The organism is Lactococcus sp. S47 (genome assembly GCF_016517475.1).
Lineage (GTDB): Bacteria > Bacillota > Bacilli > Lactobacillales > Streptococcaceae > Lactococcus > Lactococcus lactis.
Genome location: NZ_JACVUB010000006.1, coordinates 14,269 through 28,043, shown reverse-complemented (window position 1 = coordinate 28,043; position 13,775 = coordinate 14,269). Strand labels below are relative to the sequence as shown.

At 33.6% G+C, this 13,775-nt stretch carries 9 protein-coding genes and 1 pseudogene; 6 read left to right on the top strand and 4 right to left on the bottom strand.

Going from position 1 to position 13,775, the window contains the following annotated elements:
• Nucleotides 1–52: 52 nt before the first annotated feature.
• The 3 genes from IAE52_RS07315 to IAE52_RS07305 form a co-directional block, all read right to left on the bottom strand.
• Nucleotides 53–196, bottom strand: a complete 144-nt coding sequence (locus IAE52_RS07315; RefSeq protein WP_003132587.1) for a hypothetical protein — start codon at nt 194–196, stop codon at nt 53–55.
• Nucleotides 186–2,837, bottom strand: a complete 2,652-nt coding sequence (locus IAE52_RS07310; RefSeq protein WP_109990750.1) for a YfhO family protein — start codon at nt 2,835–2,837, stop codon at nt 186–188. Before IAE52_RS07310 ends, IAE52_RS07315 begins: the two co-directional genes overlap by 11 nt.
• Nucleotides 2,838–2,907: 70 nt before the next feature.
• Nucleotides 2,908–3,693, bottom strand: a complete 786-nt coding sequence (locus tag IAE52_RS07305; RefSeq protein ID WP_010905582.1) for a DUF4931 domain-containing protein — start codon at nt 3,691–3,693, stop codon at nt 2,908–2,910.
• A gap of 275 nt (nt 3,694–3,968) precedes the next feature.
• On the opposite strand from IAE52_RS07305, the gene mnmA reads away from it, so the two are divergent.
• The 6 genes and pseudogenes from mnmA to mutY all read left to right on the top strand — a co-directional run bounded on the left by mnmA (nt 3,969) and on the right by mutY (nt 11,673).
• On the top strand, nt 3,969–5,099 hold the full coding sequence (gene mnmA / locus IAE52_RS07300; protein ID WP_003132592.1) for a tRNA 2-thiouridine(34) synthase MnmA: 1,131 nt from the start codon (nt 3,969–3,971) through the stop codon (nt 5,097–5,099).
• Nucleotides 5,100–5,309: 210 nt separating this feature from the next.
• Entirely contained in the window at nt 5,310–6,536 is a 1,227-nt protein-coding gene (gene rpsA / locus IAE52_RS07295; protein WP_003132594.1) for a 30S ribosomal protein S1, read from the top strand.
• A 150-nt stretch (nt 6,537–6,686) separates the two neighbouring features.
• Nucleotides 6,687–7,403 carry a nucleoside phosphorylase gene (locus IAE52_RS07290; RefSeq protein WP_064973681.1) on the top strand — a complete coding sequence of 239 codons (717 nt, stop codon included), beginning with the start codon at nt 6,687–6,689 and terminating at the stop codon, nt 7,401–7,403.
• A 128-nt stretch (nt 7,404–7,531) separates the two neighbouring features.
• Complete coding sequence (gene pnuC, locus IAE52_RS07285; RefSeq protein ID WP_012897492.1) at nt 7,532–8,245, top strand: nicotinamide riboside transporter PnuC; 714 nt, start codon at nt 7,532–7,534, stop codon at nt 8,243–8,245.
• 94 nt (nt 8,246–8,339) lie between these two features.
• A pseudogene (gene uvrC / locus IAE52_RS07280) lies at nt 8,340–10,274 on the top strand (excinuclease ABC subunit UvrC); the annotation flags it as partial.
• Between the two features lie 235 nt (nt 10,275–10,509).
• Nucleotides 10,510–11,673: an A/G-specific adenine glycosylase gene (gene mutY, locus IAE52_RS07275; RefSeq protein WP_109990751.1), complete on the top strand. Its 1,164-nt coding sequence runs from the start codon at nt 10,510–10,512 to the stop codon at nt 11,671–11,673.
• A gap of 1,233 nt (nt 11,674–12,906) precedes the next feature.
• Here mutY and IAE52_RS07270 read toward each other — a convergent pair.
• Complete coding sequence (locus IAE52_RS07270; protein ID WP_155273357.1) at nt 12,907–13,059, bottom strand: hypothetical protein; 153 nt, start codon at nt 13,057–13,059, stop codon at nt 12,907–12,909.
• Between the last annotated feature and the right edge of the window lie 716 nt (nt 13,060–13,775).

Here is a 13,775-nt window from a genome sequence, read left to right as displayed (position 1 = left end):
AACGTTTTTTTATTTAGAATTTACTGATAGAATTTTTTAAAGACAGTCTGCCTTATTTTTTATACAATTCTGGGTCAAGCAAGCCACCTTTTTTGAAATTGACTTCAAAATGTTTGGTCTTTAAAGAATAGGAAACAGGGATGCTGACAGCAACTAGGATTCCGAGCGTAAAGGGGATAATTGATTTAGCTTTCATTTTTTGTTCCTCCAGATTTTTTAGGTTTATTAGTAAAATAGTTGTAACCAATAAATAACAGAATTCCTAAAATAAAGCAAATGATTCCTTCTTTTAGTCCATTAGGGAAGAATTTTAGTTCAAGACGATGACTGCCAGCAGGAACGCTAACTTTCATAAAACCAGATTGAGCTTTACTGACAGCCACTTTTTTTCCATCAACTTTTGCTGACCAGCCTTTATCATAAGGGATTGTCAAGAAAATATCGCCCTTTTCTTTTTCCGTATAAGTCATGCGAACCCCGTTTTTAATCATTTCTGTTTTAGGACTACGAGATTGTAGAAGTGCCATTTCTTTTTGATAAGCTTCAGTGTCCAGACGCCAGAATGAAGTGGTATCAAAAGTAACTTGTGAATTTTCCGGAAATGCTAAGGTCACTTTTAGCTTAGTTTCCTTACTGAAACTTCCTAAATTCAAGAAGGAGCCAGTATCATTTGTACCAACGTAATAACTATTGAGAGAACGTGTCATTTTTGGATTGGAAACATCAGAAATAGTAATCAATGTATTTTCAGCATTACTATTTAGATAAGTAATATTGGGAACAGATAAATAAATTTGACTATTTGCCGCCACGGTAATTCCGTAGGTGACTGAAACATCAGTAGCTGTAGAAGTTTTTGGTCGAGTCAGAGTAACAGAATTGCCAGCACCCGTGATTTTATCAGCAGTTTCTTCACTGGTCGTGTAAAATGGAGTAAAGAATGTAGTTTTCGATTTTGTCAAAGCGTTAACTAAAGCTGTTTGATTATTAATAAAGCTGCTAGCTTGAGCTTTATCAGTGAATTTAGCATCTTCAAATCCATTGGGAACGAAGACACCAAGACCCATCACATTTGAGTTTTTGCTCAAATTACTGAGAGCATTGGAAACTGGTGAAAATCCAAATTTTGGAGGTTGAGCTTGGCTTATATTATATTTAATTCCAAAAATCGAATCCATCAGTAATGTATTCCCAGGATAACGTAAATTCAAATAAGTACTGTCAGTGTGAAAACCTAATTGACGCATGATTGAACTGGCGTTGCTGTTACGAACAGATGAAAATTGGGAAAGTGCATTAAAATTGTACTTCATGCCATCATTTGCTGTATCAGGAACAGTGTTATCCATTCTGGCAAAACCAGAACCAGTAAGCTCATTCACCTTATTGGCAATCGGTTCTATAGAATTCACTTGGGTATTATAGTAATCACGACTAGCAAAATTCCACTCTTTTTGTATTCCTTGAACCTGATAAAGGGCATTAACACCAGCTTCAACAGTCATGAAAACAAAGAGGATAATGACAAATAGATGAGCTGAAATCCATTTCCTAACAGAATTAATAGACAAGATTAAATAAGCAAGACCAAACAAGAAAGTCAACATAACTTGAGAAGTCATTACATATTTATAGTGTCCAAAAATTAAAGTAGCAAGAAAACCTGTAATTAGAAAAAGACTAATAGTCAAAATATGCCAAGTCTTTATTTCCTCCCAGCGAGATAGAGTTTCCAAAGCCATTAAAACAAGAAGCAAACTAAATAAGAAAGCATAGCGGTGCAAGAACATATTTGGTGAATGCATCCCTTGCCATAGTAAATCTAAAGCTTGAAGATAAAATGAAGCAACAAAGAAAGCAATGATTCCTAGAAAGGCAAATTTACTTCTGAGACGAATACTTTTAGTGAAAAAGAAGAGAATAGCCAAAGCTAAAGGCATCATTCCAACATAAATCATTGGAATGGCATTGAATTGAGTAGTATCATAAGTGCCAACAAAATTCTTAGCGAAAAGGTCAAAAAGATGAGAATTTTCTGTAAAGACACCTGACAAAGTTGAAAGAGCATCGGAATTATTAGACTTCAAATCAAGATACATGGGTAAGAGCATGATTAGGCTGGACAGACCAGCTAAAGCAGAAGAAACCACAAAATCAAGCACTTTTGTCCAAGACCATTTTTCGTAAGTTATCCGTGCCAAGAAATAGAGCACTAAGAAAATAGCCACCATAAAACCAAAATAATAATTTTGGATAAATAGAATCAATAAACTAACGAAATAAAGCCAGCGTTTTCGTTCATCCATTAAGCGATGAAGTCCCCAAATAATTAGAGGCAAGAGAATGAAAACATCTAACCACATCGTAATTTCAAGCTGTGAGGTCAAAAAACTCATCAGTGCGAAAGCTATACTTATTGACAAAACAATCAATTTAGAAAGCTTTTGATACATGTTTTTGAAACTGACAAATGCTGATAGACCAATCAAGCCAAATTTTAGTATGGTCAGTAAATATAGAGCATCAGGCATTGATTTTACATCAAAGAAAAATGTAAGTGGCATGAGAAAACTTCCCATGTAGTAAGCCGAAAAAGCATAAAGATTGAGGCCGAGACCACTGGTAAAAGTATATAAGAAACCAGAAGAACCGCCCGAATGTAAAATATTACGATAGAGAGAATGAATGGCGACATACTGATGATATGCATCCCCAGCCAAAATTGACCGTGAACTCCCCCAATAAATCCCAGTCATTGCAAGAACGATAACCATTAATAATAATGGAATAAAAAAACTTGCAAGAAGTGCCCATTTATTTTTCTTGATAAATTTCATATTTCTATTATACCAAAGATACAAAAATCAAACTTATATTAAGTGTATTAAAAAAATACTGACAAACCTGTCAGTACTTTTTATCTAAACGATTTCTAATCTCGTCAGCAATTTCTTCTAATGCTTCAATTCCATTGACTTGCGGGATTTTATAACCAATAAAATAAGGAGAAGTAATAAAGCGAGGAACAATTTTACAAATATATTTATCATCGAAATGATGGAAAAAGAGATTATAAGAATCACAACGCCCATTCATATAGTCTGTCATTAAATAAGAGGTAATCCCGTGAACATTGTCAGCCAATTTTTCAACATTTTCAAGTTCAGAAATAATAACATTAAATTCCACAAAGCCCATAATAGGTCGAGTAGACAAAGTGACAGTCAGACCATTTTTTTTGATTTCGACTCCTTCAAAATTTTCTTTTGCAATTTGAGCATAACCGTCAGTTTCTTCTAAGCCAACGACTTGCAAATGAGGGTGGCGCAATGTTCCGCCAGAGCGAGGACCAAAATTTTTGAACATCAAAACGGATTGATATTTGCCAGATTGAATCATTTCATCCCAACATTCAAAAGCAAAAGAAAAAACCTCACGATTTTCTTCCACACCATAAGTAGAAATATCACCTAGATGTTCATCAGACTCAATAATCACAGTCATCATTGAATTTTTAAGTGTTGGAAATTTATTTTTTAACCAAATTTTATGGTCAGAAGTTTTTAAAATACCTGTCAGATTTTCCACATCACAAAAAGGACAAAGAACTTCCTTAGGTACAACTGTTTCATTACGTTTTTTTGTTCCAATAGCTGTATTGAAAACTAAAGGATTTTCACTATGTTTAATCATTATGACATTATACCACTTTTTTTGACTACTTTTTTTATTCAAAGGCTAGTTTTTACTTAGGCAATGTGTTATAATATTCCAGTTACCTATTAATGTTCAGCCTTCAACTGCAACATTTACAAAAGTCAGCCTTCAACTGATATTTTGTCTAACTTGAAAAGAAAAAATTTACTGACGAAATCGTCTAGTTTTTTTCGTCAGCAATTTTATTTCTTTTCAAAATCAAAATAGAAAGAGATGGTGAAAAATTAATGGATAACACAAATACTCAACTTATGTCTGGTAAGAGTCCAGCACAAACACGTGTCGTTGTCGGAATGTCCGGTGGTGTCGATAGCTCAGTCACAGCTTTGCTTCTTAAAGAACAAGGTTATGATGTTATTGGTGTCTTCATGAAAAACTGGGATGATACCGACGAAAATGGTGTCTGTACAGCCACTGAAGACTACAAAGATGTAGCTGCAGTAGCTGATCAAATTGGCGTTCCTTATTACTCAGTCAATTTTGAAAAAGAATACTGGGACCGTGTTTTTGAATACTTCCTCGCTGAATATCGCGCTGGACGTACCCCAAATCCTGATGTCATGTGTAATAAGGAAATTAAATTTAAAGCTTTCCTAGATTATGCTATGGAATTAGGAGCAGACTACGTCGCAACAGGTCATTATGCCCAAGTTCGTACAGATGAAAATGGTATCGTTCATATGTTACGTGGTGCGGACAACAACAAAGACCAAACTTATTTCTTAAGTCAATTGACCCAAGAACAACTCAAGAAAACAATGTTCCCATTGGGACATTTGGAAAAGCCTGAAGTACGTAAGATTGCTGAAAAAGCAGGACTTGCAACTGCTAAGAAGAAAGATTCAACAGGAATCTGCTTCATTGGTGAAAAGAATTTCAAAAAGTTCCTTGGAGAATATTTACCAGCTCAACCAGGTAAAATGATGACACTTGACGGTATCGAAATGGGAAATCATGCCGGTTTGATGTATTATACAATCGGTCAACGTGGTGGTCTTGGTATCGGTGGACAACACGGTCAATTAACAAGTGACCCATGGTTTGTTGTTGGTAAAGACTTAACTACTAATACCCTTTATGTTGGACAAGGTTTCCATCATGAACACCTTTATTCAACAAGTCTTGACGCAAGCGATTTGAGCTTTACCAGAGAAATGCCAGAAACTTTTGACCTTCACTGTACAGCAAAATTCCGTTATCGCCAAGAAGATACAGGAGTAACTATTCATGTTAACGGTGATAAAGTAACCGTTGATTTCGACGAACCTGTTCGAGCAATTACTCCCGGACAAGCTGTTGTTTTCTATGATGGAGAAGAATGTCTTGGTGGTGCGATGATTGACGTAGCCTACAAAGCACAAAAAGTAATGCAATATCAATAAAATATTGACCTGTCAAAGTTTTGACAGGTTTTTTTGAACAAAAAAAGAAACGGTTTTCATAACTTGTCGATAATATTTCTGTACATAATAAAATACTTATAACTTTTTTAATATAAATCGAGAAAAAAGCTTTCCCTAAGCGATTTTTTATGGTATAATGTTTTGTAAGGCTGTGTACCAGCCAAATTGTTGGAGGAATTTTTTTTACAAATGAACGAATTTGAAACATTATTAAACAGCGTTGAAGACGTTAAAGTACGTGACGTCGTTAAGGGTGAAATCCTTTCAGTTGAAAACGGGCAAGCAACTGTTGCCATCGTAGGAACTGGTGTTGAGGGTGTCCTTACACTTCGCGAAATCACTAACGATAAAGATGCTGATATCAATACATTCGTTAAACCTGGAGATGTTCTTGATTTGCTTGTTATCAAACAAATCGTTGGTAAAGAAGCCGAAGGTGCAAACGTATATCTCCTTTCATTGAAACGTCTTGAAGCTCGTAAAGCTTGGACTCAATTGGAAGGCAAAGAAGGCGAAATCGTAACAGTTAAAGTTACTAAAGACGTTAAAGGCGGACTTTCAGTAGACTATAACGGTGTTCGTGGATTTATCCCTGCATCTATGATTGACACTTACTTTGTTAAAGATACTAAGAAATTTGTTGGCGAAGAAATCGAAGCTAAAATTATCGAAGTTAACGCTTCAGAAAACCGCTTCATCCTTAGCCGTCGTGCAGTTGTTGAAGCTGAAGCAATCGAAATGCGTAAAGAAGCTTTTGCACAACTTCAAGAAGGCGATATCGTTGAAGGTACAGTTTCACGCGTAACTAACTTCGGAGCATTCGTTGACCTTGGTGGTATCGACGGATTGGTTCACGTTTCTGAACTTTCACATAGCCGTATCAAACGTCCATCAGACGCAGTAAAACCTGGCGATGTTGTTAACGTTAAGATTTTGAAACTCGACCCAGAAGCTGGACGTCTTTCACTTTCACTTAAAGCTACACAACCTGGACCATGGGAACAAGTTGAAGAAAAAGCACCAGTTGGATCAACTGTTGAAGGAACTGTTAAACGTTTGACAGACTTCGGTGCCTTTGTTGAACTTTATCCAGGTGTTGAAGGACTTGTTCACGTTTCACAAATTTCATGGGAACGTGTTGAAAATCCAAAAGATGTTCTTAAAGTTGGTCAAGTTGTGAACGTAAAAGTTCTTGACGTGAAACCTGCTGAAGAACGTATCTCACTTTCAATCAAAGCGCTTGAAGAAGCTCCAGCTCGTCCAGCTCGTAACAACGACAACGACGGTGAAAAACGTGATCGCAAACCACGCGCACCACGTAAAGCAGCTAAACCTTCATACGATTTGCCTGAAACACAAGAAGGCTTCTCACTTGCTGATTTCCTCGGTGAAGACTTCGATATTAACGATTTGTAAGAAAAATTCAAAAATATCCTCTAAAAGACCCGCTGGGTCTTTTTTTGTACATAAAGGCAGTCAAATCGACTTTGAATTGTCTGAAATATTTGCTATAATTTAATTGTTTAATAGTTAAGGATTATTTGTTTATTAAAAAGAGAGGGAAAAATGGAAGAAGGACAAGCGCATATTCAATTAAAGAAGACTGATGCTAGACTTGATGCAATTATTGTAGGTGATCCAGCTCGAATAGATCAGGTCGCAAAATTTTTGACCGATGTAAAAAATTTAAAATACAATCGAGAATTTCGCTCAATCTGTGGAACTTATAAAGGTAAGGAACTATTAGTTTTGTCAACAGGTGTAGGTGCACCGTCAGCTGCTATTGCGATTGAAGAGCTTCATAATATTGGAGTTAAGAGAATTATCAGAGTAGGTTCTGCGGGTGCTTTGCAGTTAGGGATCGATTTAGGAAGTCCAATTATTGGAGAAGGAGCAGTACGAGATGACGGTTTGACAAAAATGTATGTACCCGAACAATATCCAGCAGTTCCATCTACTGATTTGTTAAATAAAGCAAAAGAAATTGCTTCTGATGGTTTTTATGGAATTATTCGTTCTCATGATGGTTTTTATATGGATAATCATGAAGAAACTCAAGCATATTGGTCTAAATTTGGAATTGTGGGCGAAGATATGGAATCTGGTGCATTGTTTACAGTCGGACGTTTACGAGGAATAGAAACTTTATCCATTTTGAATAATGTTGTTGCTTACGGAGGAGATTTACAAGCGGGAGTCAATGATTTAGTTTCAGGAAATGATAAAGTTAATAAAGGTGAGCTTCGGACAATTGAGATTGCTCTAGAAATTTTAAATCGCTAATATAACTATTACTTGTAAATTGATTAAAGTTGAAAAATAGAACTGAAATTACCATCATATTTTAAATTAATAAAGCGGTAAGCGTTATTCTTGACTGCTTTTAAGCGTTAGGATAAAAAGGAGAAAAAATGACAAAAGATTCTTGGCTTTTTAAGCAACTTTTTGCAAATTGGAAGAAATTTGAAATCACATATATCTTAATTTTATTGTTCTTACAAGTGATTGTTTATATCATTGCCCCTGATTCTTTCATTGGAATGATATCTGGTGTATTTGGTGTACTTTGTCTCATTTATGGGATGAAAGGTCGTAAAATTAATTTTGCATTTGGTTTAGTTCAGACCTTAGCGATGACTTTAATTGCTTATCAGACTCACTCATGGATGAGTTTTGTTATGGGAATTTTTTATGTCTTATCTCAACCTGTGGGGTGGTTTTTTTGGGGACAGGATGATGCTATCCATGAATTTAGACCAAAAACTCGTCGTCTAATTTTTCTAGGTGCTTTTATTGCTTGGTTGGTCGTTTGGGGCATAGATGCCCTATTAAATGGGCAACTTCCTTATTTTGATGCTCTAAATTTAATTATTCCACTCATTGCACAAGTATTGTATATTTTGAAATATAAAGAAAATTGGTCGCTGTGGATTGTGGTTAACACGGCAGCAGTAATTTATTGGACAATTTTAACGGTACAATTTATTATGGGAGTAAACACCCAAGGGCAGTTAGGAATGTATTTATCGCAGGTTGCCTTACAAGGAGCCCTGCTCTTCAATGCAATCTACGCTAATCGAGTTTGGGCAAGTGGTGAAGCTGATAATGAAGGCGGAACTAAATAACAAGTGAAAATGACTCAAGTAAATGGGTCATTTTTTGTTTTATAAACGTCCAAAAGAAGAGCAGCTCCTACATTTTTTTGCTATAATAAACAATATGAATCAAACGATAAAAGCAAAGTTAGAACTATTACCAGATAGTCCTGGCTGTTATTTACATAAAGATAAAAATGGGACAGTTATTTATGTCGGAAAGGCAAAGAATCTTAAAAATCGAGTGCGCTCTTATTTTCATGGTTCTCATAATACCAAGACAGAATTACTAGTTTCTGAAATTGAAGATTTGGAATGGATTGTTGTAGGTTCAAATATTGAATCTTTAGTTTTGGAAATCAATCTCATTCAACGTTATAAGCCTAAATATAATATTATGCTTAAGGATGATAAATATTATCCTTTCCTAAAAATAACAAATGAAAAATATCCTCGTTTGTTGGTCGTCCGTAAAGTTCAAAAAGATGGTGCGACTTATTTTGGACCTTATCCAGATGTCAAAGCTGCCAATGAAGTTAAACGCCTTTTAGACCGAATTTTTCCATTTAGAAAATGTGGCTTACACGAGAAAAAAGTATGTTTCTATTTTCATATTCATCAGTGCTTATGTCCAGTAGTTAATCATGTTGATCCTCAAGTTTATAAGGATATGACTCAAGAAGTGAAGGAATTTCTGACAGGTTCTGATAAAAAAATTGTTAAAGAACTTGAAGCAAAAATGATGATTTCTTCTGATAATATGGAATTTGAGCAAGCTGCTGAATATCGGGATGTGATTAAGGCAATTGGAACTTTAAGAACAAAACAACGGGTCATGAATCAAGATTTGAAAGACCGCGATGTTTTTGGATATTATGTTGATAAAGGCTGGATGTGTGTCCAAGTATTTTTTGTACGCCAAGGAAAATTGATTCAGCGTGATGTGAATATGTTTCCGTACTATAATGATGCTGAAGAGGATTTTTTAACTTACATTGGACAATTCTATCAAGATAATAATCATATGATGCCAAGGGAAATTTTTATTCCGCAAGACATCGATAAGGAATCTGTGGAAGCAGTAGTTGCAGCTAGCCAAGAGGGAAATTTATTAACTAAAGCTCAAACTAAAGAAGTGGATGCAAAAGTTTTTACGGCCAAGACGCTTAAATTTTCTGATCAAAAAGATGTTGAACAGTCAATTGTTAAACTTGATAAAGAATTATCAGCCGAAAAACGTTTATCATCACTTTTAGCTAAAACACAGATTGTTCAACCAAGCCGTGGTGAGAAAAAACAATTGGTTAATATGGCAACTAAGAATGCTCAAAGTCAATTACAATTGAAGTTTGATGTGGCTGAGCGTGATATTTTGAAAACGACTAAAGCAGTTGAAAACTTGGGTAAAATTTTGGGAATACCAAAACCTGTAAGAATTGAGTCGTTTGATAATTCAAATATTATGGGGACTTCACCAGTATCTGCAATGGTTGTTTTTATTGATGGAAAACCTTCAAAAAAAGATTATCGGAAATATAAAATTAAAACAGTGGTTGGTGCGGATGACTATGCTTCAATGCGCGAGGTGATGACGAGACGTTATTCACGAGCTTTAAAAGAAGAAACGGCTCTTCCTGATTTGATTGCAATGGATGGTGGGGCTGGTCAAGTTAACATTGCCAAGCAAGTTTTAAAAGAGCTTGGGCTATCGATTCCGGTTGCTGGGATGCAAAAAAATGATAAGCACCAAACGTCAGAATTACTTTTTGGTGACCCTTTAGATGTAGTTCCCTTGTCAAGACAATCTCAAGAATTCTTTTTGCTAACCAGAATTCAAGATGAGGTTCACCGTTTTGCGATTACATTCCATAGACAACTACGTGGTAAAAATACATTTTCAAGTAAATTGGACGGTATTGTTGGACTTGGTCCAAAACGAAAACAAAAGTTACTGACAACTTTCAAAAATTTGAAAGCAATTGAAGAGGCAAGTGTACAAGAAGTGGCAGAAGCTGGCATTCCTTATGAAGTAGCAGAACGTGTGAAAACAACTTTGTCTGGACCAATTCAAGAAAATGAAAATTGGGAATCACTCAAGGATAATGTTCCTCTTTTAGAAGGTAAAAAATAAAGTAATCAAAAGAATTGTCAGTAAATCTGTCAGTTCTTTTGATTCTTGAAAAAACATAAAAATTACTGACAGAAATTCTGTCAGTAAAATAAAGTAGTTATTGCAAGTCTGTCAGTAAATATTTACTGACAAACTAGGAATTAAGAAAGTAATTGGAGAATCGATGGACTGGTCTAAGAATCAAATAAAGGAATTTCAGCAAGATTTACTTTCTTGGTATGATGATAATAAAAAGCCACTCCCTTGGCGAAAAACAACTGAACCTTACAAAATATGGATTTCAGAAATCATGTCCCAACAAACACAGGTTGAAACTGTCATGCCATATTATGAACGTTTCATGAAAAAATATCCGACGATTGAAACTTTAGCTCAAGCTGATGATGCTGAACTTCTAAAACTTTGGGAAGGGTTGGGCTATTATTCTCGCGCTCGTAATCTAAAAATCGCAGCGCAAGAAGTTGTTGATAAATATGATGGAAAATTTCCTGACAATCTAGCCGATATATTATCATTAAAAGGAATTGGACCTTATACAGCCGCTGCAATTGCTTCAATTTCTTTTGGACTCGCTGAGCCAGCAATTGATGGAAATCTAATGCGCGTGACCAGCAGGCTGTTTGAATTAGATTGTGATATTTCTAAAAGCAGTTCAAGGAAAATTTTTGATGGCTACCTAAGAAAGCTCATCAGTAAAAAAAGACCAGGTGATTTCAATCAGGCGCTGATGGATTTAGGTTCTTTAGTTTGTAGCCCCAAGAGTCCAAAATGTGAAGCTTGTCCCTTACTAAACTATTGTGCAGCAGCAGCGTCAGGAAAACAATTAAATCATCCAGTAAAAACAAAAAAGATAAAACAAAAAGATTTGTATTTTACAGCCTTTGCCTTAGAAAATTCATTAGGAGAATATTATTTAGAAAAGCGTCCATCAAAAGGTTTGTTAGCAGACATGTGGACATTTCCACTGACAGAATTACCAGCAGCAGATTTTGAAAAAATGATTACTGACGGCTCTGTCAGTAAAAATATTGTCATTCCAGAACTTCCGGAAAGTATTTCAAAAATGGAATATATAGCTAATTTTACTCACATTTTTTCTCATCAAAAATGGCATTTGGCAATCATTAAATTAAAACCAGAAGAGACCTTTGAAGTTGCTGACGAATTATTATCAGAAGACAAATTGTGGGTTCATTTTGATTCAAAAGTACTGACAGAAAATGGCCAACCAAAAGTAAGTCGTTCACAAATTCCACTTGCTGGGCCACAAGTGAAGATGTTTGAGATTTTAGATAAGAAGAATAAGAAAATTGATCTGCTAAGATAGTGGAGTAACCATCGAAACCAAAAAATTTTTTGTATAATAGATAATTTACCCTAAAAATGGAGATAAACACTTGCTACATAAGGATAATAAAAAATTTGTTTTAATCTTAACTACTTTTTTAACTACGTTATAATTTAAAATAATACATTTGCAAGGCTTTGAGAATATTTGCATATTTTTAAGATTTTTCTTTTATTTTTTTTGCAAGGTGACTGTATAAATTCATTTGTCAGACACTCTAGCTTCCTTAAAGATTCTCAGAAGTAAACTCTAAAACATCTTGAATAAAAAAACTGGCAATGCTAATTAGTAAGTAATAATTAGAATACTAGTTGTATTAAATTCAAATAGATGATCTAAAGAATCACTTGGATAATTTATGGGAGGATATTGATCTTTATAAAAATCTAAAAGTAGAAAATAGCTAAACCTGTAAATGATAATTGCAATAATTGGATTAACGAAGCTTGAGTTTATTAATGCTATTAAATATAAGAAGTAATTTATGATAGATAGAATTTTCCAGTAGTTATTATTTATAACATTCTTTTTGAAATTTAGCATATTTTTAGGACAGTTTTTACTGAAAGGTTCTTGAAGGATTAGTCACCTAATAGTGTGCACTAGTTCAAAATATTGTTTGATTATATTGTTTATCGAAATTAGTTGTCAATAGAGCACTAAAAGAGTAATTAAATAGTCTGATTTTTAATCATATTTCAGCTTAAAGGAGCTAACGCTAAATAACTACTTGAAAATAGTAAAACCATACAAATGTATGGTTTTTTATTTACTGCATAAATAGGACTAATTATTGGAAAAGTTATAAGGTTTTACACTGTTTTTATTGTTGATTTTTTAAGACTTAAAATTGTATAAAAATATAACTTGTTATGATCTGAAAATTTCCTTGAACTCGGAAGACCAAAATAAATTAGAGAGTGCGTTAAGATGGTTCATAAAAGGGGGCTAAAAAAATGCTAATAAGAAAATCAAGGATTCTTAGTAGTAGAACTTGTACTTGAAAAACAACAAGATATAAATTGGTTATCATATCATATATTATATAAAAGAATAAGAAAGAGTACTTAGAACAAAGGCATTAAGGCATAAAGCACTATAAAGAAGGTTTCTTAATTTTTTCTGTATTATTCAGTATATCAGTTACTTTTGTAATATCCAGTATCAGTCCGAATTTCCAAATAAACTGATGGCATATTTTTCTGCAATTATTCAGATTGTTAGATGTTCTAAAATCACCATTCTTTTATAATTATCTGGGAAGAGTTTTTTAAGAGATAAACATCTTCGTTGGCATTTACGTTCATAGGCATGCTGAATTTCTAAAATATTATGTGCATTTTTTAATCCCTCTTTATAAAACATAACCGATCTCCATTCTTTATTTTATTATTCATTGAAAGATTAATTTATATAGCCCAAAAACAATATTAGTTCAATAACACTTATATAGAAAAAGTATAGAATAATATTTCATGTAATAAAGAAGTTTGATGTTTCTTTTGTCACAAACATCACGTATTATAACACGTATTTCTTTTAAAAGTCAAAAAGTGTTTGTTTTAATAAATGTAACAAAAAAAGCCTTGATTAGGGCAAAGTTTAAAAAGTATGTATATATTTTGTGGAGGTAGGAGGTAAAGAATCATAAAAACAGATAATATTTGAATCTATAACTTTATCTTTTAAAAAATAAAAAGCGTGATAATATTATCCATTGTGAGCAAAATTCTTTAAGAAAAACTTGAGTTTTTTCGATAGAAGTGATGATTTCTATATTAAAAAATCTGAAAATACAATATAAATCTAGCTTCATTAAGACATATATATATTAAAATTATAACACAAGTGAATTATTTTTGTCAATATATATTCATTTCATTGTGTTATTTTTTTACTTATTTCAAAAAAAATTTACATTGTACAGATAATAGCAAATTTACTTCTTAAATTTTGATATTTTAATGTTAAAACAAAATTCTTTACGAAAAACTCAAGTTTTTCGTAAAGAATTTTTCTTTTTAAAATAAATAAAAATGCTAAAGTTATAGGGTTTTACTGTTTAAAATGTATTGACCTAA

Bases quoted from the DNA above. Each gene is read 5' to 3' on its own strand.
- IAE52_RS07305 (WP_010905582.1), bottom strand. From the start codon at position 3,693: ATGATTAAACATAGTGAAAATCCTTTAGTTTTCAATACAGCTATTGGA.
- rpsA (WP_003132594.1), top strand. From the start codon at position 5,310: ATGAACGAATTTGAAACATTATTAAACAGCGTTGAAGACGTTAAAGTA.
- IAE52_RS07270 (WP_155273357.1), bottom strand. From the start codon at position 13,059: ATGTTTTATAAAGAGGGATTAAAAAATGCACATAATATTTTAGAAATT.
- pnuC (WP_012897492.1), top strand. From the start codon at position 7,532: ATGACAAAAGATTCTTGGCTTTTTAAGCAACTTTTTGCAAATTGGAAG.
- mutY (WP_109990751.1), top strand. From the start codon at position 10,510: ATGGACTGGTCTAAGAATCAAATAAAGGAATTTCAGCAAGATTTACTT.
- mnmA (WP_003132592.1), top strand. From the start codon at position 3,969: ATGTCTGGTAAGAGTCCAGCACAAACACGTGTCGTTGTCGGAATGTCC.
- IAE52_RS07315 (WP_003132587.1), bottom strand. From the start codon at position 196: ATGAAAGCTAAATCAATTATCCCCTTTACGCTCGGAATCCTAGTTGCT.
- IAE52_RS07310 (WP_109990750.1), bottom strand. From the start codon at position 2,837: ATGAAATTTATCAAGAAAAATAAATGGGCACTTCTTGCAAGTTTTTTT.
- IAE52_RS07290 (WP_064973681.1), top strand. From the start codon at position 6,687: ATGGAAGAAGGACAAGCGCATATTCAATTAAAGAAGACTGATGCTAGA.